General features: G+C 71.1%; 23 protein-coding genes. 14 read left to right on the plus strand and 9 right to left on the minus strand.

From position 1 onward, the window contains the following. Positions 1-5: 5 nt before the first annotated feature. Complete coding sequence (locus E1287_RS21280; RefSeq protein WP_243719278.1) at positions 6-1,616, minus strand: AMP-binding protein; 1,611 nt, start codon at positions 1,614-1,616, stop codon at positions 6-8. Between the two features lie 144 nt (positions 1,617-1,760). On the opposite strand from E1287_RS21280, the gene E1287_RS21285 reads away from it, so the two are divergent. Then, entirely contained in the window at positions 1,761-2,408 is a 648-nt protein-coding gene (locus E1287_RS21285) for a maleylpyruvate isomerase N-terminal domain-containing protein (RefSeq protein ID WP_131966801.1), read from the plus strand. Then, entirely contained in the window at positions 2,405-3,235 is an 831-nt protein-coding gene (locus E1287_RS21290; protein WP_131966802.1) for a maleylpyruvate isomerase family mycothiol-dependent enzyme, read from the plus strand. The genes E1287_RS21285 and E1287_RS21290 overlap by 4 nt, the downstream gene beginning before the upstream one ends. A gap of 9 nt (positions 3,236-3,244) precedes the next feature. On the opposite strand, the gene E1287_RS21295 is transcribed toward E1287_RS21290, so the two are convergent. Genes E1287_RS21295 through E1287_RS21310 form a run of 4 tightly spaced genes read right to left on the minus strand, consistent with a single transcriptional unit; the run spans position 3,245 to position 8,629 of the window. Beyond that, on the minus strand, positions 3,245-4,321 hold the full coding sequence (locus E1287_RS21295; protein ID WP_131966803.1) for an alanine racemase: 1,077 nt from the start codon (positions 4,319-4,321) through the stop codon (positions 3,245-3,247). Then, positions 4,318-5,964, minus strand: a complete 1,647-nt coding sequence (locus tag E1287_RS21300) for an IucA/IucC family protein (RefSeq protein WP_131966804.1) — start codon at positions 5,962-5,964, stop codon at positions 4,318-4,320. Before E1287_RS21300 ends, E1287_RS21295 begins: the two co-directional genes overlap by 4 nt. Further along, entirely contained in the window at positions 5,955-7,532 is a 1,578-nt protein-coding gene (locus E1287_RS21305; RefSeq protein ID WP_131966805.1) for an IucA/IucC family protein, read from the minus strand. The genes E1287_RS21300 and E1287_RS21305 overlap by 10 nt, the downstream gene beginning before the upstream one ends. Further along, entirely contained in the window at positions 7,529-8,629 is a 1,101-nt protein-coding gene (locus tag E1287_RS21310) for a siderophore biosynthesis protein (RefSeq protein ID WP_243719280.1), read from the minus strand. The genes E1287_RS21305 and E1287_RS21310 overlap by 4 nt, the downstream gene beginning before the upstream one ends. A 189-nt stretch (positions 8,630-8,818) precedes the next feature. On the opposite strand from E1287_RS21310, the gene E1287_RS21315 reads away from it, so the two are divergent. The 3 genes from E1287_RS21315 (at position 8,819) to nudC (ending at position 11,962) form a co-directional block, all read left to right on the plus strand. Further along, complete coding sequence (locus tag E1287_RS21315) at positions 8,819-9,430, plus strand: metal-dependent phosphohydrolase (RefSeq protein WP_131966807.1); 612 nt, start codon at positions 8,819-8,821, stop codon at positions 9,428-9,430. 141 nt (positions 9,431-9,571) lie between these two features. Continuing rightward, complete coding sequence (locus tag E1287_RS21320) at positions 9,572-10,954, plus strand: dipeptidase (RefSeq protein ID WP_243719282.1); 1,383 nt, start codon at positions 9,572-9,574, stop codon at positions 10,952-10,954. A gap of 93 nt (positions 10,955-11,047) precedes the next feature. Further along, positions 11,048-11,962: an NAD(+) diphosphatase gene (nudC, locus tag E1287_RS21325; protein ID WP_131966808.1), complete on the plus strand. Its 915-nt coding sequence runs from the start codon at positions 11,048-11,050 to the stop codon at positions 11,960-11,962. A 19-nt stretch (positions 11,963-11,981) separates the two neighbouring features. On the opposite strand, the gene E1287_RS21330 is transcribed toward nudC, so the two are convergent. Continuing rightward, the gene (locus tag E1287_RS21330; RefSeq protein WP_131966809.1) at positions 11,982-12,263 is read right to left on the minus strand and encodes a mycoredoxin; all 282 of its coding nucleotides are present in this window, start codon (positions 12,261-12,263) and stop codon (positions 11,982-11,984) included. A gap of 149 nt (positions 12,264-12,412) precedes the next feature. Between E1287_RS21330 and E1287_RS21335 the strand changes: the two genes are divergently transcribed. The 6 genes from E1287_RS21335 to E1287_RS21360 all read left to right on the plus strand — a co-directional run bounded on the left by E1287_RS21335 (position 12,413) and on the right by E1287_RS21360 (position 18,924). Then, the gene (locus E1287_RS21335) at positions 12,413-14,479 is read left to right on the plus strand and encodes an ATP-dependent DNA helicase UvrD2 (protein ID WP_131966810.1); all 2,067 of its coding nucleotides are present in this window, start codon (positions 12,413-12,415) and stop codon (positions 14,477-14,479) included. Between the two features lie 61 nt (positions 14,480-14,540). Further along, positions 14,541-15,458, plus strand: a complete 918-nt coding sequence (locus tag E1287_RS21340) for an acyl-CoA thioesterase II (protein ID WP_131966811.1) — start codon at positions 14,541-14,543, stop codon at positions 15,456-15,458. A gap of 234 nt (positions 15,459-15,692) precedes the next feature. Then, positions 15,693-17,513, plus strand: a complete 1,821-nt coding sequence (locus tag E1287_RS21345; RefSeq protein ID WP_207934356.1) for an alpha/beta hydrolase — start codon at positions 15,693-15,695, stop codon at positions 17,511-17,513. 405 nt (positions 17,514-17,918) lie between these two features. Further along, complete coding sequence (locus E1287_RS21350) at positions 17,919-18,245, plus strand: hypothetical protein (RefSeq protein ID WP_131966812.1); 327 nt, start codon at positions 17,919-17,921, stop codon at positions 18,243-18,245. Positions 18,246-18,367: 122 nt separating this feature from the next. Then, complete coding sequence (locus E1287_RS21355; RefSeq protein WP_131966813.1) at positions 18,368-18,646, plus strand: WhiB family transcriptional regulator; 279 nt, start codon at positions 18,368-18,370, stop codon at positions 18,644-18,646. Further along, positions 18,646-18,924 carry a hypothetical protein gene (locus tag E1287_RS21360; protein ID WP_131966814.1) on the plus strand — a complete coding sequence of 93 codons (279 nt, stop codon included), beginning with the start codon at positions 18,646-18,648 and terminating at the stop codon, positions 18,922-18,924. Before E1287_RS21355 ends, E1287_RS21360 begins: the two co-directional genes overlap by 1 nt. A gap of 183 nt (positions 18,925-19,107) precedes the next feature. Here E1287_RS21360 and E1287_RS21365 read toward each other — a convergent pair whose 3' ends face one another. Beyond that, positions 19,108-20,439 carry an AarF/ABC1/UbiB kinase family protein gene (locus tag E1287_RS21365; RefSeq protein ID WP_243719284.1) on the minus strand — a complete coding sequence of 444 codons (1,332 nt, stop codon included), beginning with the start codon at positions 20,437-20,439 and terminating at the stop codon, positions 19,108-19,110. Positions 20,440-20,614: 175 nt separating this feature from the next. Here E1287_RS21365 and E1287_RS21370 point away from each other — a divergent pair, with 175 nt between their 5' ends. The 3 genes from E1287_RS21370 to E1287_RS21380 all read left to right on the plus strand — a co-directional run bounded on the left by E1287_RS21370 (position 20,615) and on the right by E1287_RS21380 (position 22,756). Then, positions 20,615-21,403, plus strand: coding sequence for an enoyl-CoA hydratase/isomerase family protein (locus E1287_RS21370; RefSeq protein WP_131966816.1), 789 nt, complete (start codon positions 20,615-20,617; stop codon positions 21,401-21,403). A gap of 133 nt (positions 21,404-21,536) precedes the next feature. After that, on the plus strand, positions 21,537-22,070 hold the full coding sequence (locus tag E1287_RS21375; protein WP_131966817.1) for a M48 family metallopeptidase: 534 nt from the start codon (positions 21,537-21,539) through the stop codon (positions 22,068-22,070). Continuing rightward, complete coding sequence (locus E1287_RS21380; protein ID WP_243719286.1) at positions 22,067-22,756, plus strand: hypothetical protein; 690 nt, start codon at positions 22,067-22,069, stop codon at positions 22,754-22,756. Before E1287_RS21375 ends, E1287_RS21380 begins: the two co-directional genes overlap by 4 nt. Here the strand turns inward: E1287_RS21380 and E1287_RS21385 are convergent. Further along, positions 22,738-23,301 carry an NUDIX hydrolase gene (locus E1287_RS21385; RefSeq protein ID WP_243719287.1) on the minus strand — a complete coding sequence of 188 codons (564 nt, stop codon included), beginning with the start codon at positions 23,299-23,301 and terminating at the stop codon, positions 22,738-22,740. The genes E1287_RS21380 and E1287_RS21385 overlap by 19 nt on opposite strands. Before the next feature lie 187 nt (positions 23,302-23,488). Continuing rightward, positions 23,489-24,916: a zinc-dependent metalloprotease gene (locus tag E1287_RS21390; RefSeq protein ID WP_131966818.1), complete on the minus strand. Its 1,428-nt coding sequence runs from the start codon at positions 24,914-24,916 to the stop codon at positions 23,489-23,491. Positions 24,917-24,990: the final 74 nt, after the last annotated feature.

The raw sequence follows: 24,990 nt of genomic DNA on the forward strand, positions 1-24,990 counted from the left end.
CCGCGCTAGTCGTCGTCCAGGGCGGTCGCCTTCACCTTGCCGGTGCTGGTGCGCGGCAGTTCCTCGACGAACCTGACGTCGCGCGGGACCTTGTAGCGGGCCAGGTGTTCTCGCACGTACGCCCTGACCTCGTCCTCGGTGATCCGCGCTCCGGGGTTCCGGACGATGTGCGCTGCGAGCCGCTGGCCGAACCTCTGGTCGTCCACGCCGGTCACCGACACTTCGGCGACGTCCGGATGGCCGCCGAGCAGGCTCTCGACCTCGCCGGGGAACACGTTCTCCCCGCCCGAGATGATCATGTCGTCGGCGCGTCCGTCGATGAACAGCCGTCCCGCCTCGTCGAAATGCCCGAGGTCGCCGGTGCTCGTCAGGCCGTCCCGCACCCGCTTGCCGCCGCCGCCCGTGTAGCCAGCGAACCGCAGGCCGCCGCCGGTGTGGATCTCGCCGATCTCACCGGCGGGCAGTTCGCGCCCGCTCTCGTCCAGGATCTTGATGGTGAGGCGGAAGGACGGTTTTCCCACCGTGCCGGGAGCGTCTCTCAGATCGTCGGGAGTCGCGATCGTGGCCCAGCCCGTCTCCGTCGCGCCGTACACGTTGATGAGGATGTCGCCGAACCTGCCCATGAACGCGTCCGACAAATGAGGATGCAGCGCCGAACCGCCGCACACGACGACGCGGAGGGACGGCGTTCTCGGCGTCTCCTCCAGGTCGAGGACGCGCTGGAGCATCACGGGCACCGCCACCAGCGCCTCCGCCTCGCAGGCCGCGATCGTGTCCAGCGTCTCCCGCGCGTCGAAACGCCGGGACAGGACGAGCGGCATCCCCATGCCGAGCCCGACCGTCGCATAGGCGAAACCCAGGATGTGGAAAAGCGGCGGCGCGATCACGATGGGCCCGCCCGACCGGACCGGAACCCGCATGAGATGACTGAGCGCCGCAGGCAGCAACGACGAAATCGATAGATCGTGCGTCGCGCCCTTCGGTGTTCCTGTGGTTCCGGAAGTCATGACGATGATGCGGCTGGTCCGCTCTGGGGCGATCGGCTCTGCTTGCGTGCCGGCTATGAGCGCGTCGATCGTCTTGAACGTTTCGTGCGGGTCGCCGTCCGTCCAGGCGAGGAGGCGTTGTCCATCGAATCCGGAATTGTCGACCGTCGAGCCGAACTCCTCATCGTGGACGAGTAGCCCAATGCCTTCGCGTTCGATGACGTCACCTAGCTGCGTGGCGGAGAAGTCCGCATTGAGCAGCACCACGTCATCGCCCAGGCGGGACGCGGCGAGAACCGCCTCGATGAATCCCCGGTGATTGCGGCACAGGACGCCGACCCGGCCGCCGTCCGTGCGGTCGCGGAGCGCGGTCGCGAGTGACGCCGCCCGCTGTTCGAGTTCCCGGTAGGACAGCGTTCCGCGTTCGTCGATCAGCGCCGTCCGGTCGGGGAAGCGCAGCGCCGCCATCGCGCCGATCGTCGCGGGAACGGGCCCGAAGCGCATGTACGGAAGCAGCAGACGTACGGCTCTGTCCGGTCGGACGGGGTGCAGGGCGCCGGCGTCGCGGACGGCGCGGGTCGCCCGCAGCCCAAGGGTCGCGAAGCCACGCATCCGGTCGAGCAGCAGCACAGCGTCCGTCTCTCCTCCGAAGACCCGTCACCCGCGCGGACGAGTCCCGGCACACGGCATACCCGGCTTTCCGCAAGATATGGGGTGCGCTTCCCCCGATTTAATGGTTCTCGGGAACGCGGAGCCGCTGGGTAGTGTCGGATCATGCCGCGTTCATCCGATTCCGTCGAGGCCGTCACCGCGGACGATCTCGACCTGGCCGTCCAACTCGCCGTCGACGCCCTTCGGAAGGCCCCTCCGGAGGTGTGGGACGCCAAGGCCGGGATCCTCGAATGGGACTGCTGGGAGACCGTGGAGCATCTGAGCGACGACCTCTTCGCGTACGCGGCGCAGCTGGGGCCGAAGGCGCCGCCGATGGACGGCGAGGTGCCGTTCGTCTGGGAGAGCCGGCGGCCCGGCGGGCCCGCGAACGCCGTCCACGCGAACCGTGAGGCCGGGCCCGGCGGGCTCCTGCAGGTGCTGGAGGCGTGCGGCGGGCTGCTCATCGCCATGGTGCGCGTCACGCCGCCGGACGTCCGCGCCCATCACGTGTTCGGGGCGTCGGACGCGGAGGGCTTCGCCGCGATGGGAGTGGTGGAGATCCTCGTCCACACCCATGACCTGGCGGAGGGCCTCGGCCTGGCGTGGGAGCCGCCCGCCGGGCTTTGCGCGCGCGTGCTCGGACGGCTGTTCCCGGACGCCCCGCGCGACACCGACCCGTGGCCGACCCTGCTCTGGGCCACCGGCCGCGCCGACCTCCCCGGCCGTCCGCGCCCCACGTCCTGGCGCTGGCACGGGGCGCCGCGCGGATGAGCGCCTGGCTCGGCCCGCCCATCGACGTGCGCCCTCTGTTCGCGGGCCAGCAGGCCGCCTTCATCGAGCTGCTGCGCGGTTTCACGGCCGATGAATGGACGCGCCCGACCGTTTGCCCGGGATGGGACGTCAAGGACATCGCGACCCATGTACTCGGCGACCACGTGGGCCGCCTGTCGATGCTGCGGGATCGGTTCGTGACGCTCCAACCCCGGGAGGACGAGCCGTTTCCCGATTTCATCGACCGCATCAACGACGAATGGGTGACGGCAGCGCGGCGTCTCAGCCCGATTCTTCTCCTGGACCTGCTCTCGTCCGTCGGTGACCAGGTCGTGGAGTTCTGGCAGACCGTCGACATGGACGCCATCGGCGGTTCGGTCAGCTGGGCCGGTCCGGAATCGCATCCCGTGTGGCTGGACGCCGCCCGCGACTTCAGCGAGTACTGGACGCACCACCAGCAGATCTGCGACGCCACCGGACGGGCAGGGCTGACGGAACCGCGCTATCTCGGACCCGTCCTCGATACCTTCATGCGGGCATTGCCGCACACCATGCGAGACATTCCTGCACCGGAGGGAACGGTCGTTCAGGTGGTCGTTTCCGGATTCGGTGGCTGGGCCTGCGTCCGTGGCAGCGAGCGGTGGGAACTGCAGCGAGAAACCCGCAGCACGCCTGATGCGCTGATCGAACTCGACTCTGACACGGCCTGGCGGTTGTGCACGCGCGGCATCACGCCTGCGCGCGCCACCGAGCGCTCCCGAATTGACGGTGATCGGGCGCTCGGAGAGGCGGCACTGCAGATCGTGTCGATCATTCACCCCGGCTGACGCCCCGGATCAACGGATGTAGTGGAAGGCCGGCTTCGGATGCATGAGGAAGTCGTGGTGCGAGATGTTCCAGGCATAAGCGCCGGCCATGGTGAACGCGATGATGTCACCGGGGATCAGCGGCGGGACGAGGACATTGCGCGCGAAGACGTCCTTCGGCGTGCACAGTTGGCCGACCAGGGTGGCTGGGATTCTCTGGCCGCTTGCGGTGAGCGACAGAAAGGGCTGGTCGTGGCCCTTGGTGACCGGAGTTCGCAGATGGTGGGTGCCGCCGCGCAGGATGACGTAGGTCTCGCCGCGGGTTGTCTTCACGTCCAGGACGTCGGTGACGTACCAGCCGTGGTAAGCGGTGATGGCTCGGCCGGGTTCGACGCGGACCTTGGCGGGGATGAGGCTCAGGCCCGTCCCGTAAGCCTGCCAGTTGAAGCGCGAATCGGGGGACGTGTAATCGACGGCCATGCCGCCGCCCACGTTCAGTTCCGGATTGGTCACCCCGAGGGATTTCAGCCACGGGAGCGCCCATTCGGTTACCTGGTCGGCGATGTCGAGCAGGGCGGGAGCGTCCAGGCCCGACGCCAGGTGGGCGTGGATGCCGCGGAGGGTGAGCTGAGGATTGTCCGCCAGTAGGTAGGCGCATTCGTTGAGGGTGTCCTCGTCCATGCCGAACGGGCCGTTCATGGTCAGGGCGGCGTCCGGTGTGTTCAGCGGAAGGTTCGCGCGGAGGAGGATGTTCGCGAAGCCCTCGGCCGCGAGGCGGATCAGCTCGCTCGGGCTTTCCACGTGGATGCGGTCGGCGTGGAGCGCGAGGGACAACTCTTGAGGAGTTTTTCCGGGCCCGCCGAAGGCTATGCGAGTTTTGGGCAGTGTCTCCCGGACGTGGGTGAGTTCGCCGCCGGACGAGACTTCGACGCCGTCCACATGAGGCGCGATGGTCCGCAGGATCTCGACGTCAGGATTGGCCTTGGCGGCGTAGAAGAGTTCCGTCGGGCCAAGGGCGGCGCGGATGGACTTGATATGGGATTCCAGGCCGGCGAGGTCGTAGATGTAGGCCGGGTACCTGTCGAGGTTGAGGGCGTATTCCTTCATAGCGGTCGGGGTGCGACGAGCGGGTTGGGGACGGTGACATAGGCCGCGCCGCGATCGGCCGACCGGGACCAGCGGGTCCGGAGGTTCGCCTTGGCGGGCAGCGGCACCCCGGCCAGCAGGGCCCTCATCTGGGGATGGCGGTCATGGGCGGTGAAATGCCTTCTCGCTGTTCGCCAGAGCATTTTCTCCAGGAGCGGGTGCAGGTCGGCTATCGCGGCCGCGATCTCGGTCAGATGGTTGACGAAAAGGCAGTAGACGACGCGGTTCCAGCCGCGGTCGGGGGCGTAGGTGAGGCTTTCGGCGACGCGGGCCGGAAGGTGCGTCAGGTCCCAGCGGCCCGCGGTGAGCTTCGTGCCTTCCAGATCGCGGAACGCGGTGTGGATGGGCATGCCGTCGCCGTCCACGCAGATGAGGACGTTCTGGAGGTGGGGTTCCAAAACGATGCCGTGGTCGAGGTAGGCGCTCAGGACCGGCGGTGCTACGTGGGCTACGTAGGCGTCCCACCAGGCTTGGGCGCCCTCCGGCGTCGCTAGGGCGGGCAGGTCTGCGAGGAATGTGTTGAAGGGGTCGGCCAGGGCGCCCGCAAGGAGCGGTGTCCCGGGAAGCGTCTTGATGCCCTCGCGAAGGATCACCCCGAGGCCCTCGTACAGGCGGCGGTCGGCGAGCGTGACGCTGCGGTACGCGGGCTCTGCGAGGAGCGTGGAGTTCAGCTTTCTGAAGATGGGCGGCAGCAGGTCGTTCAGGGCCGCCGCGCTGGCCAGCTCGTACCAGGCGTTCTTACGGACGCAGTTGGTGATGCGCACGTCCAGGCTGAATTTGCAGAACACGTCGGCGTCCGGCAGGTACGCCGTGCGTACGGACGACGTCGGCACCGCCTCGGCATCAGACGGACCGAGATTGAGCAGCAGACCCCGCGCCAGAGCCTCCTGCAAGACGGGATTGTCCGCCAGCAGCGAGAACTGCCACGGATGGACGGGAATCAGTTTCCGGCCCTGCGGAATGCGAGGCCCGTAGGTCTCCAGACCTGTGAACGCCTCTGGAGTTCCCTCTTCGGCGACGAGATGTTCAGGGACGGCCAGCCACAGCGGACGAAAACGAGCCCTGGCCTCTGGCGCGTACTGCAGCCAGTCAGTCGGCGAACCCTGGCGGGACTTCGGCGACGGGTGGAAACGGTGACCCGCCACCAGAGATTGTTCAGAGTCGATGTAGGGATCGTATGCAGGGTAGGGATCGTATGCGGGTTCGCCTCGCGCGGCGATGATCGCCTCCAGAGCGGTGTGGCTGCCATCCACCTGAACGAGGAATTCGGGGTTCGGGCAGCCGGTCGCCAGTTCCAGCTCACCCGCCACCAGATTCGCCAGCCTGTTCCAGGAGAGCCGGATCCAGTCGTCCCCGCGTTGCTCTTCGTACGGCGGCGCAAGCCGGTAGGTCGCGCCCACCGGTGGACGGGCCAGGCCCGTGCGCAGCACGACGCCCGCGCGAGGCAGGCGCGCGACGAGCTGGACACCGTCCTGCCAGACCTGCTCCTCGGGCGCGCACACCTCCCGGATCAGGCAGTTGAGCAGCGCGGTGGAGGTCGCGTCTCCGGCCAGGTCGGCCGGGTCGGCGGTGACGGCGGTGAGTGCGGTTCCGATTACGGGCAAGTCGCGTCCAGTAGGTAGTTGGGGCCCGGCGGGCCGTAGTGCTTGTTGATGTCGGCCGCGCCTGTCCTGGCCTTGTCGACGAGGGTTCCGGCGGTGACCATGGCCTTGCCCGGCAGGGCGTCGGCGTCCAGCGTGCGGGAGCGCAGGAACGCGTCGACCGGGCCGAGCGCGTCGTCCAGCCGTTCGCGGATCAGCGACAGTCCGGTGCGCCAGGGGAGCAGCCCGCGCTCGGCCAGGCCGAACGCCGGTGCCGCGGCGCACAGGTGCAGCGTGATGGTGACGAAGACGCGCGCGAGCGCCTCGTCGTCGCTGGTCGTCATACGGCGGTCGATGAGGTCGCGCGGGTCCGCGCCGGGGGACGGGGTGAGCCGCTCGCGGAGCCTGGACGTGTTGATGAGCGCGCCGTCGTTGTCCTTGACCAGGAGCCGGAGCGGGGCATCGCCCAGGACCAGTGCCACGTTCTGCTGGTGCGCCTCTAGCGCGATGCCGTACCGGAACAGCGTGACGTTCCAGGAGAACAGCGCCGACAGGTATGCGTCGAAGAGAGCCTCGACGTCCCACCGCTCGACTACGTAACCGCCATCGGGAGCCTCCGCCAGCAGCGCCGCTATGGGGACGATGTGCGCGCGCGCCGTTTCGGGCGGGAAACGCCGCACGAGATAGCCGAGGAGAGGATCCTGCGCGTGGCCGTACGTCTGCTCGTCGGCGAGAAGGACGGGCAGCGCCGGTTCCCGCTGCAGGACGTCGCGCAGGAGGCGTTCGACGAGCGCGCCGTCCGGGAGCGTGCCCGGCATGATCGTGCGGCGGTTGCGGAGGCCCAGCGTGGCGGTCGGCAACGGCATCTTCAGGTGGTCGAGCGGCGCGGCGGCGACGGTCCGCATCGAGAGCGTGGGCGCGACCTGGAGGTACGGATCGGGCGCGAGGGTCGCTCCGGGGCGCTCGCGCACCTGCCGCACCGCGAGCGGGTGGACGGGGAACAGCACGCCGAGCCCCGGGGCCAGGCCGACGTCGGACGGGCCCGGCCACCAGCCGGGCGGCGACCCCGCCAGCTCCGGATTCCGCACCGCCGCCCAGCGCAGCGGGAACGACGGCGCGAACTCGGGCGCGTAGCGGCTCAGATCGGCCATGGACAGCCCGGCGCGGCTCCTCCCGGTCGGATGTACCGGGTGGTCGTTGTAGGCCGCCAGCGTCTCGTAGAACGTCCCGGGGCCGGTGCGCAGCTCGTCGGGCAGGCGGGCGAGCCGCCGGTGCACCGCCGGCCGCGCGTCGAGGTGGAGCTTGGCCGTCGCCAGCGCGTCCAGGCATTCCCGCTCGAAAGCGGCGGTGTCGTCCCGCGGGTCCGCCACGGCGTGGACGGTGGTGAAGACGTCGCTCAGCCTGAGTTTCTGCGCAGGATCCACGACGAATTCGGACAGAAACGCAGGACATGCTTGCAGAAGGCGCACGGGACGGTGGGGAAGCCGCAGTGTCTTTTGCTCGATGAAACGGCGTAGGCCCGCGTAGTTCTCGCGCAGGAGCGCGTCCAGAATCCGGGCGGCCAGTGAGCCCTCGATGTCATGGCCGGTCACGTGATCGTCCAGTCGTGGGCGGCGCGGAAGCGGGCCAAGGCGGCGTTCACCTCGTCCGGCCCGGGGCCGATGGCTCGGACGGTGCCGAGGTAATCGCGGTTCGTTCGGGTCACGGCGACGGCATCCCCCACCGCGCGCTGAGGGCGATACGAGAGCCGCACTGGGCCGTCGTCCATCTGCAGTGAGCCAGGAGCGGCCGTCAGTGTGCCGGAGCGGTCGGCAATCACCGGCTCAGCGATGGCGTGCCGCTGACTGGGGCCGTCCCAGTCACCGAGGGATTCACCCAGGTGGACGGCCAGGATCTGCTCGAACAGCGGCACGCCCAAGAGGTCGGCTAAGAGGAAGTCACAGTGGTCGCCGATCAGCCTGTAGTTGACCTCGATGATGTGCGCGCGTCCCTCGTGGACGACGAACTCCGTGTGGCAGGCCCCGAAACCGATGCCCAGCGCGTCGAGCTGTTCAAGGACCTGCGCGGTTTCCGGCGGCGGAGCAGTCCACTCCAGGCGCTCTTCCACGAAGAAGGGCGGCGGGGAGAGCGTCGTCCGGAACGAGCCGAGGACGCGCAGTTCCCGTCCGTCACCGAGCGTTTCGAGCGTGTGGAGACGTCCAGGAAGGTATTCCTCCGCCACCAGCGGGTCGTCGCGGCGCGCAGTGATTTCGTCAACGCGCGTGGTCAGTTCCAAGGCGTCCCGGACGAGGAACACGTCCTCGCTGGCGACGCCCTCGCGCGGTTTCAGGACGAGCGGAAACGGCGCCTCCTCCGGCACATGGCGGGCGTCCGCCGAGAAGACCGGGTCTATGGACGCCAGATGGCGTCGCATGAGCGACTTGTTCTTCGCACGGGCCGCCGCCCGCCAGTCCTTGGCCGGAAGCCCGTGATAGGCGGCGGCCAATGCGGTCGGCGCCTGCAAGAAGTCACTGTTGGAAAAGATGGCGGCAGGCACGCCGTCGACCGCGGCGACGAGTTCCCGGAAATCGAACACGTCGCATTGGACGATCGGTCCGTCGTGCGTTCCGGCATGGGCGGCCGGACGGTCGGTGAGCAGCGTCACCTCCAGGCCCAGACGCGCGGCGGCGGGCAGGAAGCCGTGCGTCACCGAGTCGGTCGTCTTCCCGGCGGCCAGGTAGAGAGAGGCGGCCACGGATCGGCCTTTCCAGTGCGTGAACCACAACGGTCAGTGAGGTAAGGCTTGCCTAACTCGCGGTAACCATACTGGCGGGGCCGGTCCGCAGGGGCAAGGACGGTGGCATCGCGTGTCCTGACCCCGATCGGCCAGGATGGGGCCATGGACCTCGTCGACCGGTGGGTCGCGCTGGCCGGGCCGCACACCCGGCACATCGGGACGGAGCTGAACGACCGCTACGGCGAGCCGCATCGCCGCTACCACACGCGCGAGCACCTCACCGCCGTCCTCGACCTCGTGGACGAACTCGCCGGCCACGCCGACGCCCCCGGCACCGTCCGCCTCGCGGCCTGGTTCCACGACGCCGTCTACGCCCCCGAGCGCGCCGACAACGAGGAGCGCAGCGCCCGCCTCGCCGCCCGCATGCTCGCCGACACCGACCTCCCGGCGGCGGACGTCGAACAGGTCGTCCGCCTGGTCGAACTGACCGCCACGCACGCTCCCGCGGATGACGACCGCGACGGCCAAGTCCTCTGCGACGCGGACCTCGCGATCCTCGGCTCGGAACCGGCTCAATACGCCGCCTATGCGGCCGCCGTCCGCGAGGAGTACGCGTTCGTCCCCGAGGAGTTCTTCCGCGCCGGACGCGCCGAAGTGCTCAACGGCCTGCTCGCCCTACCGAAACTTTTTCGCACGCCAACGGCCCACGAACGCTACGAACAACACGCACGAAAGAACATCCTCACAGAACTGATGCTCCTGAATCGTCAATGATGATCAAGGTGATGCCGCGACCTAGGCAACGGAATCCTTTACTGTGAGTTTCTCGTCCCCTGGAAGCCGTACGCGCGGCCCCAGAAACCCCCGGACGGACGAGACTTTGCCTGACGTTACGACATGCGAAGGGGCATGCAGGTGAACGACGTAGTGGCGTACATCCAGGCCGGCAGGGACCGGTTCGTCGCCGACCTCAAGGAGTGGCTGACGATTCCGTCCATCTCCGCGGATCCGGCGCACGCCGGGGACGTCCGGAGGTCGGCCGGGTGGCTCGCCGACTACCTGCGCGGCCAGGGCTTCCCGACCGTCGAGATCTGGGAGACCCCGGGCCTGCCCGCCGTGTACGCCGAATGGCCCGCCGAAGACCCGGACGCCCCCGCCGTGGTCGTCTACGGGCACCACGACGTCCAGCCCGTCGAGCCGCTGGACGAGTGGGACACCGCCCCCTTCGAGCCCGTGGAGGACGGCGACCGGCTCATCGGGCGCGGCACGTCCGACGACAAGGGGCAGATCTTCTTCCACATGCTCGCGCTCCGCGCCGGGCTCGCCGCGTCCGGCCGGAACGCCCCGCCCGTGACGATCAAGCTGCTCGTCGAGGGCGAGGAGGAATCGGGCTCGGCGCATTTCGCGGAACTCCTCCGCACCCATCGGGACCGGCTCGACTGCGACGCCGTCGTCATCAGCGACACGACCATGTGGGACGCCGACGTCCCGTCGATGTGCACCGGCATGCGCGGGCTCGCCGTCGCCGAGGTCACGCTGCGCGGCCCGTCTGTCGACCTGCACTCCGGCTCGTTCGGCGGCGCGGTGCCGAACCCGCTCCACGCGATGGCGGAACTGCTCGCCGCGCTGCACGACGCGGACGGACGCGTCACCCTCCCCGGCTTCTACGACGACGTCGTCCCGCTGACCGACGAGGAGCGCGAACTCTTCGCGCGCCTCCCGTTCGACGAGGACGACTGGCTGCGGAGCGCGGGCGGCAGCCGCGTCGCCTACGGCGAGAAGGGCTACACCACCCTCGAACGGATCTGGGCGCGGCCCACCGCCGAGATCAACGGCATGTGGGGCGGGCACACCGGACCGGGCGCGAAGACCATCGTGCCCCGCGACGCGCACGCCAAGGTCTCGTTCCGGCTCGCCGCGGGCCAGGACCCGCGCAAGGTCCAGATGGCGTTCGAGGCGTGGGTCGCCGAGCACACCCCGCCCGGTGTCGAGGCGGAGGTGCGCGCCGCCGGCGGCGTCCGGCCGTGCTTCTCGCCGATCGACTCCGCCGGGGTCAAGGCCGCGCGCCGCGCCATGGAGCGGGCGTTCGGCACCCAGGTCCTGTTCACCCGCGAGGGCGGCAGCGGCCCCGAGGCCGACCTCGCCGACATCCTGGAGGCGCCGCTGGTCTTCGTCGCGGTCGGCCTGAACGGCGACCGCATCCACGCGCCGAACGAGAAGGTCGAGATCCCGCTGCTCCTCAAGGGCGCCGAAGCCGCCGCGTACCTGTGGGAAGAGTTCGCGACCGCGCTGCGCTGAAGGCTCCGCCGGGACCGGGTTGCCGGAAAAGGGCGAGGTGGACGATGCTCCCCTGGAACGGCTTGTGACGACGAGTGATCGGGGGCTTGGCGGATGGTGGACGACGGCCCCCTGGAATGGCTGGCGCTCGCGCGCGGAACGCTCGACCGGGTCGCGCTGAACCGCCGCGACGACGACTGGCTGGACGCCGCCTGGGCCGACCCCGGGACACGCGTCGTCGTCGTCCAGGACGGCCGGTCGCTCGTGACGTACGAGCCGAGCCCCGCGCTCGTCCTCGTCCCGCCGGGGCAGGCGCCGGACGGCGACCGCTGGCTCCTCGGCGAGGACGAGTCCGGCACCGTGTACTTCGGGGCGTCCGGCCCGCTGCCCGCCATCGAGGGGGCGGAACCGGCCGGGCTGCGCCGCGTCGGCGCGCTCCTGGGCGACCGCGACTCCGGCCTGATCACGCACGTCGTGGCGCTGGAGCACTGGCACCGGACGCACCGGCACTGCCCGCGCTGCGGCGCCGTGACGCGGGTGGCGGCCGCCGGGCACATGCGCGTCTGCCCCGAGGACGGCTCCCAGCACTTCCCCCGCGTCGACCCGGCCGTGATCATGCTGGTGGCCGACGAGGCCGACCGGATCCTGCTCGCCCGCGGCCCGCAGTGGCCCGAGGACCGCCGCTCGATCCTCGCCGGCTTCGTCGAGCCGGGCGAATCCCTGGAGCAGGCCGTCGCGCGGGAGGTGCAGGAGGAGGTCGGGCTGCCCGTCCGGGACGTCCGCTACCTGGGCAGCCAGCCCTGGCCGCTGCCGCAGAGCCTGATGCTCGGCTTCACCGCCAGGACGGACGGCGACGTCCCGCTGCGTCCCGACCCGGAGGAGATCCTGGACGCCGCCTGGTACACCCGCGACGAGCTCCGCACGGCCATCGAGGCCGGTGACCTTGTGGCCCCGGGCCCGTTGTCGATAGCCGCCCAGCTCATCATGCGCTGGTACGGCGGCGACCTCCCGAAGATGCCGCCCTTCTGACGGCCGGCCGGGTGGCGGGTCAGGCGAGCGACGCGAGCTTCGCCTTGACCGCCTTCGCGCTCGGGTTGGTGGCGGCCGTGCCGTCGGGATAGAGGATCGTCGGGACGGTCTGGTTGCCGCCGTTGACGCTCATGACGAAGTCGGCGGCGGCGGGGTCGCGCTCGATGTCGATCTCCAGCATCTCGATGCCGTCGCGGGCGAGCTGGCGCTTGAGCCGCCGGCAGAAACCGCACCAGGACGTCGTGTACATGGTGAGCTGGCCGGTCGGGTCTTTGGCCCGGTCGGTCGTCGGCGTCGCCATCGCTGCGTCGTCTCCCTCTGTCGCTCGTCCGATCCGCTTATCGCAGAACAGTAGGCAGGCGTTGCGCATTCCGCTCGTCCACAGGGGCGTGCTTATCCACATGCCGAGGTATTGGCGATACGGGTGGGGCGGGCTGCGAGTATGGGGGGATGTCGACTGAGTCGGTGCTGGAGGGACTCGACCCCGAACAGCGGGAGGTCGCCGAGGCGGTGCAGGGGCCGGTGTGCGTGCTCGCGGGCGCCGGGACGGGCAAGACCAGGGCCATCACGCACCGCATCGCCTACGCCACGCTGACCGGCGTCGTGTCCCCGCAGCGGGTGCTCGCCGTGACGTTCACCACGCGGGCGGCGGGGGAGTTGCGAAGCCGGCTGCGGCTGCTCGGCGCGCCCGGCGTCCAGGCGCGGACGTTCCACGCGGCGGCGCTGCGCCAGCTCACCTACTTCTGGCCGCGCGTCGTCGGCGGCGAGCCGCCCAAGATCATCGACTCGAAGATCGGGCTGGTGGCGGACGCGGCGCGGGCGTGCCGGCTGTCGCTCGGGCGGACGGAGCTGCGCGACGTCGCGAGCGAGATCGAATGGGCGAAGGTCACCCAGCACCGCCCCGAGGACTACCCCGCCGCGGCGGTCAAGGCGGGCCGGCGGGCGCCCGCCGAGGTCGTGGACGTGGCCCGCGTCTACGCGATGTACGAGCAGCTCAGGCGCGAGCGCAACCTGCTCGACTTCGAGGGGATGCTGGAGCTGACCGCGGCCGTCCTCACCGAGCACCGGGAGGTCGCGAACCAGGTCCGCGAGCAGTACCGGCACTTCGTCGTGGACGAGTTCCAGGACGTCAACCCGCTGCAGAAGATGCTGCTCGACACCTGGCTCGGCGACCGCGACGACCTGTGCGTCGTCGGCGACCCGAACCAGACGATCTACTCGTTCACCGGCGCGTCCCCCTCGCACCTGCTCGACTTCACCCGCGAGCATCCGGACGCGAAGGTCGTCAGGCTCGTCCGCGACTACCGGTCGACGCCGCAGGTCGTCCTGCTGGCGAACGGCGTGATGGAGCAGGCGAAGAGCGGGCGGCACAAGCTGGAGCTCGTCGCCCAGCGCGAGCCGGGCCCTGAGCCGCTGTTCAACGAGTACGACGACGAGGTCGCCGAGGCCGACGACGCGGCGCGGCGGGCCCGCAAGCTCATCGACGAGGGCGTCCCGGCGCGGGAGATCGCGATCCTGTACCGGATCAACGCGCAGTCGGAGACCTACGAGGCGGCGCTGGCGGCGGCGGGCGTCCCGTACGTCCTGCGCGGTGCCGAACGGTTCTTCGAGCGGCCCGAAGTGCGCGAAGCGGTGGTGCGGCTGCGCGGCGCGGCGCGTGCGGGCGCCGACGCGGAGACCGACGGGACGGGTTTGATCATGACCGTCCGGCACGTCCTTTCCGGTGCCGGGTTCTCCGACCAGCCGCCCGAGGGGGCGGGCGCGGCGCGCGCGCGCTGGGAATCGCTGGCCGCGCTGGCCCAGCTCGCCGAGGACATGGCCGCCGATAACCCGAAGGCCGGTCTCGCCGAATTCGTCGCCGAACTGGAGGAACGCGCCACCGCGCAGCACGCGCCGCCGCTGGAGGGCGTCACGCTGGCGTCGCTGCACGCCGCCAAGGGCCTGGAGTGGGACGCGGTGTTCCTCGTAGGGCTCGTCGACGGAACGTTGCCGATCGTCTACGCGGAGACGCCCGCGCAGATCGAGGAGGAGCGGCGGCTGCTCTACGTCGGGGTCACGCGGGCGCGCGTTCACTTGTCGCTGTCGTGGGCGCTGTCGCGGTCGCCGGGCGGGTCACGGCACCGCCGCCCGTCCCGGTTCCTGAACGGTCTGACGGGCAAGACCACCACGCACACCCCGGTCCGCGCCGACCGGACGAAGCGCCGCGCCGCCAAGGGCCCGCAGCCGTGCCGGGTGTGCGGGCGCCCGCTCACCGCCGCCGTCGAACGCAAGCTCGGCCGCTGCGAGGACTGCCCGTCCGAGCTGAACGAGGAGCTGCTCATCGCGCTGAAGGAATGGCGCGCCCAGGTGTCGGCGGAGCAGAAGGTCCCCGCCTACGTCGTGTTCACGGACGCGACCCTCCAGGCGATCGCGGAGCACAGCCCCGAGTCGATGGAAGATCTGGCCCGGATCCCGGGCGTGGGAACGGTGAAGCTCGATCGCTACGGCGACGCCGTCCTGACCCTGTGCGGCGGCTGAGCCGCCACGGCACCGGGTCCGGGATCCTGATCACGCGAACCGATAGGGAAGACTGACCGCCGTGAAGGAATCGCTGAAGGCGCTGCTCGACCTGCTGGACCTCGAACAGATCGAGAACGACATCTTCCGCGGCCGCACGTCCGACGAGCGGCGGCAGCGGGTCTTCGGCGGTCAGGTCGCGGCGCAGGCGCTCGTCGCGGCCGGACGCACCGTCCCGGTGAACCGGCCTGCCGAGCGAAGCTCGTCCGTTGAATGGCGGGGGGCGGGGGCTGGAGGACGGTCCGTGCATTCGCTGCACGCCTACTTCATCCGCCCGGGCGACCCGCTCGTCCCGATCGTCTACACCGTCGACCGGGTGCGGGACGGACGGTCCTTCACCACCCGGCGCGTCGTCGCCGTCCAGCACGGCAAGGCGATCTTCACGCTGTCGGCGTCGTTCCAGATCGTCGAGGACGGGCCCGCCCACCAGGCCGCGATGCCGGACGCGCCCGCCCCCGAGACGCTCCCCGACGGCCTGACCCGCATGACGCCGCTGTTCGGCGAGGTCGCCGCGCGCGAGTTCGTCACCCGGCGGCCGTTCGACATCCGGCACGCGACGCCGCTGTCCTGGGAGGCGGCGAAGGACCCGGCGCTCGTCACCTCGGAGTCGAAGGTCTGGCTGAGGGTGGACGGCGAGCTGCCCGACGACCCGCTGCTGCACGTGTGCCTGATGACGTACGCGTCCGACATGACGCTGCTCGACACCGTCCTGCTCAACCACGGGCTGACCTGGGGCGACAAGCAGACGATGGGCGCCAGCCTCGACCACGCGATGTGGTTCCACCGGCCGTTCCGCGCCGACGACTGGCTGCTGTACTACCAGGACACGCCGTTCGCCGGCGGGGCCCGCGGCCTCGCCCGCGGCCAGGTGTTCACCCGCTCCGGAGAGCTGGTCGTCTCCGTCATGCAGGAGGGCCTGATCCGGGTCACCGGCGACTGACCGGAACAGGACAGGGCCGCCGTCCGCGGCTTTCGCGCCCGCGCCGCCGTGCGCAACGGCCTCCGGGCCTGGCGAACCAGCGATCACGGCGCGCGTCAATCCTCCTGGGGTTTGATCCGCGAGACCGCATGAGGGGCCTGCCGGTGGATCACGTCGCGAGAGGCGCGGCACAAGGATCAGGGGACCAATCCGCCGTGTGCGCGGACTGGCACTGATCCCCCGGAAGGGAAACGCATGCGCCTGAGAAGCAGGATGCTCGCCGTCGGCGCCGCCGCGGCGCTCGTGCCCGTCCTGGCCGTCCCCGCCCTAGCCGATCCCGGCGCCCCCGCCGTCCGGGCCGCGCCCGCCGGCGACACGACGAGCCCGGCCGAGAAGAAGCGCGTGGACGGCGTCCCCACGCCGAAACCCGACTGGTACCCGTGCTACGGCGGCGCCGAATGCGCGACCGTCCGGTTACCGCTGGACTACGACGACCCGAAGGGCGCCACGACCGAGATCGCCGTCCTGCGGGTGCGGGCCCGCGACGCCAAGAAGCGGGTCGGCAGCCTGTTCGTCAACCCCGGCGGGCCCGGCGGGCAGGGCACCGCCATGGCCCTCCAGGCGCCGGACTTCCTCGGCCCGGACGTCATCGACCGCTTCGACGTCGTCGGCTTCGACCCGCGCGGCATCGGCTTCAGCGACAACGTCGCCTGCTTCAAGTCCACCAGGGACCAGGCGCTCGCGCTGACCGGGCTGAGCGTGGCGTTCCCCGTAGGCACCAAGCAGGAGGCGGCCTACATCAAGTCAACGAAGGCCCTCGGCAAGGGCTGCTCCACCACCGGCAAGAAGCTGGCGGGCGCGATGTCCACCGCGAATGTGGCCCGCGACATGGACGTCCTACGCCGCGCGGTCGGCGACAAGAAGCTGACCTACCTGGGCTTCAGCTACGGCTCGGCGCTCGGCCAGTACTACGCCAACATGTTCCCCGACCGGACGCGCGCCGTGGCCGTGGACGGCATCATCAACCCGGTCTCCTGGACCGGCACCAAGAAGACGCAGGACCAGATCCTCGACGACCGGCTGCGGTCCGCCGACGGCGCCTACAAGGCGTTGCGGGAGCTCCTCGTCCGCTGCGGCAAGGCGGGCAAGGAGGCGTGCGCGTTCGCGGAGTTCGGCGACCCCGTCAAGAACTTCGGCGTCCTCGCCGAACGGCTCAAGGCGAAGCCCGCCGACATCGAGGGCCAGAAGGTCACCTACGCCGACCTCGTCGCGTTCATGCTCGGCGAGCTGTACAGCCCGGAGGGCTACTTCTTCATCGACCTGATCGTCACCGACCTGTGGAAGGCGACCTCGCCCGCCTCGTCGGCGGCGCAGGCGGCCGAAGCGGCCGCGGCGCGCAAGGCGCTCGCCGCACGCATCGCGGAGCGCCGCGCCAAGGCCCAGCAGCAGCAGGACGCCGCCGAGAAGGTCCTCGCCAAGGGCTTCCCCTACGACAACTGGCTCGACGCGTTCAGCAGCGTCGTCTGCACCGATGGGCTGCACCCGAAGAAGGCCGGGAACTGGCCCGCGCTGACGGCGGCGTCCGACAAGCGCGCGCCCTACTTCGGACGGGCGTGGGCCTGGACCAGCGTCCAGTGCGCCGGCGACTCCTGGACGGTCCGCGACGAGGACGCCTACACCGGCCCCTTCAACCGGCGGACGAACGCTCCCGTCCTGTTCGTCGGGAACTACTACGACCCGGCCACGAACTACGACGACGCGGTGTCGTCCAGCAAGCTGCTGCCCGGCAGCCGTCTGCTGTCCAGCAACAGCTGGGGGCACACCGCCTACGGCAGCTCCACGTGCGTGACGGGTGCCGTCGACAGTTACCTCGTCCGCGGCACGCTGCCGCCCGCGGGGACGGTGTGCGTGGGCGACATCCAGCCGTTCGAGCCGAGGCCGGAACCGGCGCTCGACACGCGGGGCCCCGCGGACGCGAGCGCGATGGCGACCCGGCCGGGCGCCGCCGGGCAGGCCACCGAGCTGCCGCCGGTGGCGACGCGGGTGCCGCCGTCCGTCCTGCTCGGGACCCGGTGACCTGAGCGACCGCGACGCCGGGCCGCCCCACCCGGCGTCGCGGTCCGCCCGTCCGTCCGGCGGTAGACCCCGGGCGGACGAACCGGGCGGGCGGACGAGCCCGGGCGGGCGGACGAACCGGGGTACGCGGCCGGATCCGGCCCGGCGGTGTAGGGCGGATGCGGCGCGGGGGCGGGTAGAATGATCAATTCGTACGGGCATCCCGAGAGTCTCCGACGCTCGCCAGGCGTCGCGGGTTCCGCGGGAGAAGGGTGAACTCACCCACAAAACCGCAGGTCAAAAATACCTTGCTTGATTCGGCGGACGCCCCGTACGCTCGATCGCGAGCAATCAACCGGCCCGCCGGTGCGGATCATGGATCCGCCGGTGCGGCCCCGAGGAGCCAGAAGGGTGGTGTGCAGTCCGGTGAGCAACACGTTGATGAAATCCGCGTCGTCCTGGACCGCCGCATGCCTTGGCGCCTCGATCCCCGGCGCGCCGTCCGCCTATGCGGACGCGTCCGGCTCACGACCGCGCGACCTGCGCGACCCGCGCGGCAAGCGCGGCCTGAATCTGCGCGATCTGCGTGATCTGCGCGAACTGAGCGTTGAGCAGCGAATCCAGGACCAGGGACGCAGTGTCTTCGGCCACCTTCTCGAAGGCATGACCGTCCAGGCTCCGGCCACGGCCCACGTGGGCGTCACCGTCACGGGTGACGTGTCGGGTCCGTACCCCTGGAGGCAACCGGTTTAGCACCACACCGGCAAGCCCCCAGGCCGCGGATCCAGACACCGGATCCGCGGCCTTCTTCTTTGCCCAGGACAACCCACCGACACGCCCGTTGAGATCCAACGAGAGGAACAAGGGTGACTGTGATGCAGGGGGCACTCGCAGTAAGCGAGGAGGACCTCACTCTTCCGTGCCGGACCGACCCGGAGCTGTTCTTCGCCGAGGCTCCCGCCGACGTCGAGCTCGCCAAGGCCCTGTGCCTGGAGTGCCCGCTCCGCAAGGAGTGCCTCGCCGGGGCGCTCGAGCGCAAGGAGCCCTGGGGCGTCTGGGGCGGCGAGCTGTTCGTCCGCGGTGTGATCGTGCCGCGCAAGCGGCCGCGTGGCCGCCCGCGCAAGCACCCGCGGCCCGACGAAGTGTCCGTCTGATGCCGGCTCCACCGGCTCCCGTCGACCCCGGAGGCGCGGCCCCCGTGCAGGGACCGCGCCTCCGGGCCGCCGGGGCGAACCCGTCCGTCCGATCCCGTCCGTCCGTTCACGTCCATGACCTGCCCGACGAGCTGGCCGTCCGGCTGCACGCGCTGCGGCGTGCGCGCCGGGACGCGCGGACGAGGGCTTCGCGTGTGCGGCGCGTCCTGCTCGCGCCGTCCGCGCCGTCCATTCCGTCCGCGCCCGTCGCACCCGCCGAAACGCACGTGCACCTCTGACCTGCTGGGGGACGCCCGCACCGGTAGCAGGACGCCGTCCGCCCTTCTTGGATGGTTTGGCGGACGAGCGCCTCCCGGCGGGCGTCTGGAGCGCGTCCAGGTGGCCCTACCTCACCGGACGCGCGAAGCGGGGCCCCGCGCATCTCATCAATGCGCGGGCCCCGCTTAATTTTCGCTGGCTCGTCAGCCGGAAATGAGTTCGCCGTCCTCGTCGTCGGCGAAACCGGGCACCCACTTCAGCGACTCGGCGCGGGCCGGGATCTCGCATTCCAGCTGGCACAGCACGCCGGTGCCCGCCGACAGCACCCGGTGGATGATCACATACTCGGGCGGCAGGTTGAGCTGCCGCACCACATTGCCCGGACGCAGGTCCGTCACCCTGGCCGCCATGTCGCGCAGCCATTCGCGGCTGAAATTGAACGTCTCGGTCACGAACGGCTCGGTGATCGGCGCGAGGAACGCCTGCAGCGAGTCGGCGTCGATCTCCACGCCCTCGCGGATGAAGTCCTCGCGGCGCAGCGCCTCCTCGACCTCGTCGATGTCGGCCATCGTGCCGATGCGCAGCAGCAGGCCGAGCCGCCGCTGGAAACCGCCGGGGATGCGGTCGACGGCGCCGAAGTCGAGGACGCCGAGCCGGCCGTCCTCCAGCAGCCGGAAGTTCCCCGGATGCGGGTCGCCGTGCAGCATCCCGCACCGCTTCGGCCCGGAGAGCAGGAAGCGGCAGTACAGCAGGGCCGCGTGGTTCCGCGTCTCCTGGTCGCCCTCGCTGATGATCTTCGAGAGGAGGGTGCCGTCCATCCACTCGCTGATCAGGATGTTCCCGTTCTGCGCGATGACCTCGGGGATGTAGAAGTCGGGATCGCCGTCATAGGCGTCCCGGAAGATCGTCTGGGACTCGGCCTCGATCGTGTAGTCGAGCTCCTCGACCACCCGCTCCTTCAGCTCCGCGAGCATCGACTTGACGTCCAGGCCGGGCATCAGCACGCCGAACAGCCGGCCGAGGCGGGCGAGCTGGTTGAAGTCGCTGATCAGCGCCTTCCCGGCGCCCGGATACTGCACCTTGACCGCGACCGGACGGCCGTCGTGCCAGACGGCGCGGTGCACCTGCCCGATGGACGCGGCCGCGGCCGGCTGGTCGTCGAACGACTCGAAGTAGTCGCGCCAGTCGTCCCCGAGGAACTCGGCGAGGACCTTGTGGACGGTCCCGGCCGGCAGCGGGGGAGCGGCCTCCTGCAGCCTGGTCAGCGTGGCGCGGTACGGGCCGGCGATCTCCGGCGGCAGCGCCGCCTCGAAGATCGACAGCATCTGGCCGAGCTTCATCGCCCCGCCCTTGAGCTCGCCGAGCACCTTGAACAGCTGCTCGGCGGTCCGCGTCTGGATCTCCAGCGCGACGGTCTCGGCCGGGCGGCCGAACGTCCGCTTCCCCATCCCGAGCGCGGTGCGCCCCGCGAAGCCGATGGGGAGGGACGCCAGCTTTGCTGACCGCGTCACCGCGCGGCGGGGAAGATCGCTCACGCGGACCATTCTCGGTGATCGGCTGTCGTTCACGCCACAACCACCCGCAAGTATCGCCGGAGTCAAGAACGGTGGAACGATCTGACCTGCGGCGACGCGGTAAGTGTGCGCTTTCTCACGCCGTGGCCTGGCCCGCGGGAGGGCACCGGGCGGGCGTCGCGGTACGGTGCGGGCCATGCCTGAACCGCTGCTCGCCGAACGCCGCCCGGACGGGATCGCCGTCCTGACGCTGAACGACCCCGCCCGCCGCAACGCGATGTCGGACGAGATGACCGCGGCCTGGCAGGCCGCGATCGAGGACCTGCGCCGCGACAGGGACGTGCGCTGCGTCGTCGTGACCGGCGCGGGCAGCGCGTTCAGCTCCGGAGGCGACCTGTCCTGGCTCGCCGACACCAACGACGTCGCCGTCCCCGCCCTCCGCGACCGGATGCTGACCTTCTACCGGACGTGGCTGACGATCCGCGGCCTGGAGGTCCCGACGATCGCCGCCGTCAACGGGCACGCCGTCGGCGCCGGGCTGTGCCTCGCGCTGGCCTGCGACCTGCGGTACGCGGCGTCCGGCGCCAAGCTCCTCGCCCCGTTCACCGCGCTCGGGCTGCACCCCGGCATGGCCGCGACCTGGCTGCTCCCCGAGGTCGCCGGGCTGCCGCTGGCCCGCGAGATGCTCCTGGCCGGACGGATCGTCACCGGCGCCGAGGCCGAGCGGTACGGCCTGGTCAACAAGGCCGTGCCCGGCGACCAGGTGCTGGACGAGGCGCTCACCGTCGCCGGCCGGGTCGCCGCGCAGGCCCCGATCGCCACCCGGCTCACCAAGGCGGCCCTCTCCGGCGGCGGGCACGGCGACATGGAGGCGGCGCTGCGCTGGGAGTCGCTCGCGCAGCCCGTCACGATGTCGTCCAGGGACATGCTGGAAGGGCTCGCGGCGCAGCGGGACAAGCGCGTCCCGCGGTTCACGGGCGAGTGAACGTCGGTCAAAAACAGACCTCCTGACCTGCGACAACGTCAAACACCCCCTGTGGTGGAGGCAAATTTTCGAGTACGGTTCAGGCGTGCCCCCTAACGTTGAGGTCCGTCGCAGCGCGAGGCGCCGGCGAACCGTGTCCGCCTACCGAGACGGCGACAAGGTGGTGGTGATGGTTCCGTCCAGGCTGAGCAAGACCGAAGAGGAACAGTGGATCGCGACCATCCTGGAGCGGCTCGAAGAGAGGGAACGCCGCCGGCGGCCCAGCGACGCCGACCTCCAGTCGCGGGCCAGGGAGCTGTCCCGCCGCTACCTGGACGGCCGCGCCGACCCCACCAGCGTCCGCTGGGTCGCGAACCAGCGCACCCGCTGGGGATCGTGCACCCCCGACGACGGAACGATCCGGCTGTCCACCCGCCTGCGGGGCATGCCGGGGTGGGTCGTCGACTACGTCCTCGTCCACGAGCTGGCGCACCTGCTCATCCCGGGGCACGGCGCCGACTTCTGGGAGCTGGTCGGCAACTACCCGAAGGCCGACCGGGCCCGCGGCTACCTGGAGGGCGTCGCCGCCGCCGCGCACCTGCCCCTTGAGGCGGACGCGCCCGACGACGAGGTCGCCGGCGACGGCGTCCACCACGGCGACGACTTCCCGCACGAGGTCGCCGGGTGACCCACCCGCCCGAACCGGCCCCGGCCCCGGACTCCGGTGTCTCGGCGCGGTTCGCCGCGGTGCTCTCCCTTCCCGGCAGGCCGCTGGACGTCCCGCCTGGCGTCGACCCCCGCGCATTCCGGCTCGCGCTGCTCGAAGACACCTACGAGGTCGTCGCCGGGCTCGAACTGGTGACGTCCGCGCTCGTCCTCGACCCGCCCGACCAGCCGGACGCCGAGGCCGTGACCTGGCCAGGCACGCCGATCGTCCGGGAGCCGACGCTCGCGGGCGCGTTCGCGGCGCTGCACGCGCTCGGCGCCGGGACGGCCGCGCTGGTCGCGGCGGACGCCCCCGACCTGCCGCCGCTGCTGATCGGCAAGCTGTTCCGCGCCCTCGGCCACGCCCCGGCCGCCGCCTGCCCCGCCCAACCGGACGATCATGGCGAGGGCCGTCCCGCCGGGCTCGTCGCGCTCGCCGCCCGGCTGCCGCTGCCCGGCTGGCTCGCCGCGGCCCTTCAGGACATCGATCTCGACACGCCGGACGCGCTGGCCCGGCTGCGCGCCGCCGCCCCGCGCCCCGGCCTCGTCCCGCAGGGGCCCGGCTGGCACCGCCTCCGCACCGCCCATGACCTGCGGTTTCTCGACCCGGGGCTGGAGGGCTGGGAGAACACCCGCGCCCTCCTCGAAGGTCACCCGCTGAGTTCCTGACAGCGCGCCACGAGCCGCCGGAGGGCGTCGTCGGTCGGCTCGGGGAGGCCGTCGACGGGGAACCAGGCGAGGGCGTCCGACTCGTCGCTCACCGTGTGCCGCGCGTCCGCCGGGGCGATCGCCGCGTACTGGACGTCGAGATGCCACGTCCCGCCCGGGTGGCAGCGGACGGCGTGCCGATCGAGCTGGACGGGCCCCGGCAGCAGCCGCAGATCCCCGATGCCCGACTCCTCCGTCGCCTCCCGCAGCGCCACGCCCGCGAGCGTCGCGTCGCCGGGCTCGCAGTGCCCGCCGAGCTGGAACCACAGCTTGAACTTCGCATGCAGGGTCAGCAGCACGCGGTTACGGGACGCGTCGAGAACGGCGGTGCTGGCGGTGATGTGCCCCGCCGCGCATTCGCGCCACATCCCGTCCGCCGGGTACTGCTCCAGGTGCCGCAGGAAACCGAGCCGGACGTCCTCCTGCCCGGCGTCAGGCGCCTCCCACGACGACAGGACCCGCACGGCGTCCTCGTACAGGGCGCCTCGCGGAACGCCCTGCGTCACGTGCGTCCCACGCGCGGGTAACGAGAGTTGACGGGATGGCGGCGACGGCGCTCCTGGTCGACGGGCCGCTGCCAGCACAGGCTCCGCCGCGCGACCCGGCGCCTGATCGCCCTCGTGGACGATCCCGGCCCGTACCGGCAGCCGTTCACCCGCGTCACCGGCGACCCGTGCGACTCACGCGACAGGCTCATGCGCGAGACCCGCCGTCGCCCGAGCCGTCGTCGCCGTCGTCCTTGTCGTCGGGCTTGTCATCCGCCTTGTCGTCGGGCTTTTCGTCCGGCTTCTCGTCGAGCTTCTTGGCTTCGCTCTCGTCCGGGGCCTTGGTGAGGTTCGACAGGTCCAGGTCGGACAGGCCCTCGATCTCGTCGCGGCCGTGGACGAACCCATCCGGGTCGTCGAGGTCGTCGGACGTCGGGAGCAGGTCGGGGTGGTCCCAGATCGCGTCCCGGCCTTGCGTGCCCCGCACTTCCGTGAGCGTCCGCCACAGGCTCGCCGCCTCGCGCAGCCGCCGCGGCCGCAGCTCCAGGCCGACGAGCGTCGCGAACGTCCGTTCCGCCGGGCCGCCCGTCGCGCGGCGCCGCCGCACCGCCTCGGCCAGCTTCACCGAACCGGGCAGCCGCCCCTGCGCCGCCTCGTTGACGACCGTGTCGACCCAGCCCTCGACCAGCGCCAGCGTCGTCTCCAGCCGGGCCAGCGCCGCCTTCTGCCGCGGCGTCTCCTCAGGCTGGAGCTGGATCTCGCCGCCGAGCGCCTCCTGGATCGCCTCCGGGTTGGACAGATCGAGGCCCTGGACGGCCTGCTCGATGCCCGACAGGTCGACGGTGATGCCCCGCGCGTACTCCTCGACCGCGCCCAGCAGATGCGAGCGCAGCCACGGGACGTGCGCGAAGAGCCGCTGGTGGGCGGCCTCCCGGAGCGCCAGATACAGGCGGACCTCGTCGCCGGAGACCTCCAGGCCCGAGCCGAACGCCTCGACGCCCGCGGGCAGCAGCGCCCCGACGCCGCTCGGCGCGAGCGGCAGGCCCACGTCGGCGGAGCCGGTGACCTCGCGGGCCAGCGCCCCCAGCGCCTGCCCGGCCTGGCCGCCGACCATCGCGCCCGCCATCTGCTTGACCATCCCGATCAGCGGGCCCGCCATCGCCTGCATGTCGGCGGGGATGTCGCCGCCGGCGCCGCCGAGCGCCCCGCCCATCGACTCGACCATGCGCGCCGCGATCGGGTCGCACACCTTCGCCCACACCGGGAGCGTCTGCTCGATCCACTCGGACCGGCTCCACGCCCGCGGCGTCCGGATCCCGGCGGGCAGCGTCGTCTTCTCGTCCAGCCACAGGTCGGCCAGGCGCAGCGCCTCCTCGACCTGGCGGCGCTCGCTGTCGACGACCGAGGGGTCGCCCTGCTCCACCACCTGGTGCCGCGCTATGTTCTTGGCCAGATCCCAGTTCAGGGGGCCGCCGGCGCCGCCGCCCGCACCCTGGCCGCCGATCATGTCGGCGAACCGGTGCAGCATGTCGGCGAACTGCGCCATGTCGCCGCCCATGCCCTTGAATGGATCCTGGGGCCGGTCGTCGTCGTCGCCGTCGCCTGGACGGTTGAAGCCGAACGGAGTGTCACTCATCGGTTTGCCCCTGGGATGCATGATGGGCTCATATCCGCAACGTTAGCCGGTCCCGGCAAGGTCGCGTACACAAG

The organism is Actinomadura sp. KC06 (assembly GCF_004348735.1).
Classification (GTDB): domain Bacteria; phylum Actinomycetota; class Actinomycetes; order Streptosporangiales; family Streptosporangiaceae; genus Spirillospora.

Bases quoted from the DNA above. Each gene is read 5' to 3' on its own strand.
- E1287_RS21285 (WP_131966801.1), top strand. From the start codon at position 1,761: ATGCCGCGTTCATCCGATTCCGTCGAGGCCGTCACCGCGGACGATCTC.
- E1287_RS21290 (WP_131966802.1), top strand. From the start codon at position 2,405: ATGAGCGCCTGGCTCGGCCCGCCCATCGACGTGCGCCCTCTGTTCGCG.
- E1287_RS21295 (WP_131966803.1), bottom strand. From the start codon at position 4,321: ATGAAGGAATACGCCCTCAACCTCGACAGGTACCCGGCCTACATCTAC.
- E1287_RS21315 (WP_131966807.1), top strand. From the start codon at position 8,819: ATGGACCTCGTCGACCGGTGGGTCGCGCTGGCCGGGCCGCACACCCGG.
- nudC (WP_131966808.1), top strand. From the start codon at position 11,048: ATGGTGGACGACGGCCCCCTGGAATGGCTGGCGCTCGCGCGCGGAACG.
- E1287_RS21330 (WP_131966809.1), bottom strand. From the start codon at position 12,263: ATGGCGACGCCGACGACCGACCGGGCCAAAGACCCGACCGGCCAGCTC.
- E1287_RS21335 (WP_131966810.1), top strand. From the start codon at position 12,413: ATGTCGACTGAGTCGGTGCTGGAGGGACTCGACCCCGAACAGCGGGAG.
- E1287_RS21345 (WP_207934356.1), top strand. From the start codon at position 15,693: ATGCGCCTGAGAAGCAGGATGCTCGCCGTCGGCGCCGCCGCGGCGCTC.
- E1287_RS21355 (WP_131966813.1), top strand. From the start codon at position 18,368: ATGCAGGGGGCACTCGCAGTAAGCGAGGAGGACCTCACTCTTCCGTGC.
- E1287_RS21360 (WP_131966814.1), top strand. From the start codon at position 18,646: ATGCCGGCTCCACCGGCTCCCGTCGACCCCGGAGGCGCGGCCCCCGTG.
- E1287_RS21370 (WP_131966816.1), top strand. From the start codon at position 20,615: ATGCCTGAACCGCTGCTCGCCGAACGCCGCCCGGACGGGATCGCCGTC.
- E1287_RS21390 (WP_131966818.1), bottom strand. From the start codon at position 24,916: ATGAGTGACACTCCGTTCGGCTTCAACCGTCCAGGCGACGGCGACGAC.